General features: G+C 58.3%; 2 protein-coding genes. Both read right to left on the reverse strand.

The annotated features are described in order from the left end of the window. Positions 1-168 precede the first annotated feature (168 nt). Positions 169-573: a DUF732 domain-containing protein gene (locus ACHIRB_RS10725; protein ID WP_395112739.1), complete on the reverse strand. Its 405-nt coding sequence runs from the start codon at positions 571-573 to the stop codon at positions 169-171. A 162-nt stretch (positions 574-735) separates the two neighbouring features. After that, positions 736-1,044: a hypothetical protein gene (locus ACHIRB_RS10730; RefSeq protein ID WP_395126382.1), complete on the reverse strand. Its 309-nt coding sequence runs from the start codon at positions 1,042-1,044 to the stop codon at positions 736-738. Between the last annotated feature and the right edge of the window lie 33 nt (positions 1,045-1,077).

The following is a 1,077-nucleotide window of genomic DNA, read 5'->3' on the forward strand; positions in this document are numbered from 1 at the left end:
GTCTACGAAATCCACCTGACCAGCATAGGTCCACTTAAGCAGATAAGCAGTACATACATTCGACCACCGACAGGTTTTGAGTGCCGCCCCAACCGACCCGTGGGTCGCGCCGAAAGAAGGAGGATCGCGAGCAACCAAGTACACCGGCGCGATCGTCACCCAAAGGCGCTACGGTGCTGCGTCGACCAAATGCGGACTGGCATACGCGGCCGCAGGTGGGCACAGGTACTTGATGGAGGCACCAGCAACCACCTCCATCGTGCGGAAGTCGTCCGGTCGAGTGTTGGGAAGCATCGCGCTGCTGAGATCACCGCGATGCGAGTAGATCGCATCGCAAATCAGATGACCTTTGATTACCAGCGCATTGTCGTCGATACCACCTCGGTCGACACCGGATCTGTTGATCGAGTCTATAAATGCAGGCACGTTCTCTGTCAGAGAATCGATCTGACCTTGCACCCACGGGTCGACGTCTGGTGGTGACGCAGGCGCTGCGCTGCTCAACGCAACTGCACTGATTGCCACGGTGATTGAAATTCCAGCAGCAGCAACGAACCGAATCGGTATGCCCATCAGATCCCCCCTCAACCGATGTCCCCCGACATCACCGACCCGTACTGGGTCAGCCACCTAGAACGATAGCGGCCGCCCCGTTGCTGAGGAAGTATCGAAGCCGAACAGCTCCAGTGAACGCAACCCCGTGAACACAGCGGCGATCTGGGACTCCCCGACAACCTACTTCGGCAGAATCCCGGTGAGGTTGACGTTTTTGATCTGGGTTTCCTTGTCGGACTGCACCTGACAGAGCAGCGTGACGGCAACCATCGAGGCGTCGACCTGCGTACCGGCCGGCTCGTTGTCGCTGCCGGTGTATTCCTTCAGGAACTTGGTGATCGTCTGGCGCTGCTTGTTCTGGTCCTGCGTCGCCCATTCGTTGCAGGTGGTGTCACCGCCGTCGTTGAGTGCTACTTCGACGTCGGAACACCCGGAAAGGCATGCGGCAGCAATAGCAGCAACCGCAAAGCCCTGAGCCGAACGCTTCATCCCAGCCACCTATCTGTGCGTAGAAATCCAAAC

The sequence above is a fragment of the Antrihabitans spumae genome, from assembly GCF_043944905.1.
Classification (GTDB): Bacteria; Actinomycetota; Actinomycetes; order Mycobacteriales; family Mycobacteriaceae; genus Antrihabitans; species Antrihabitans spumae.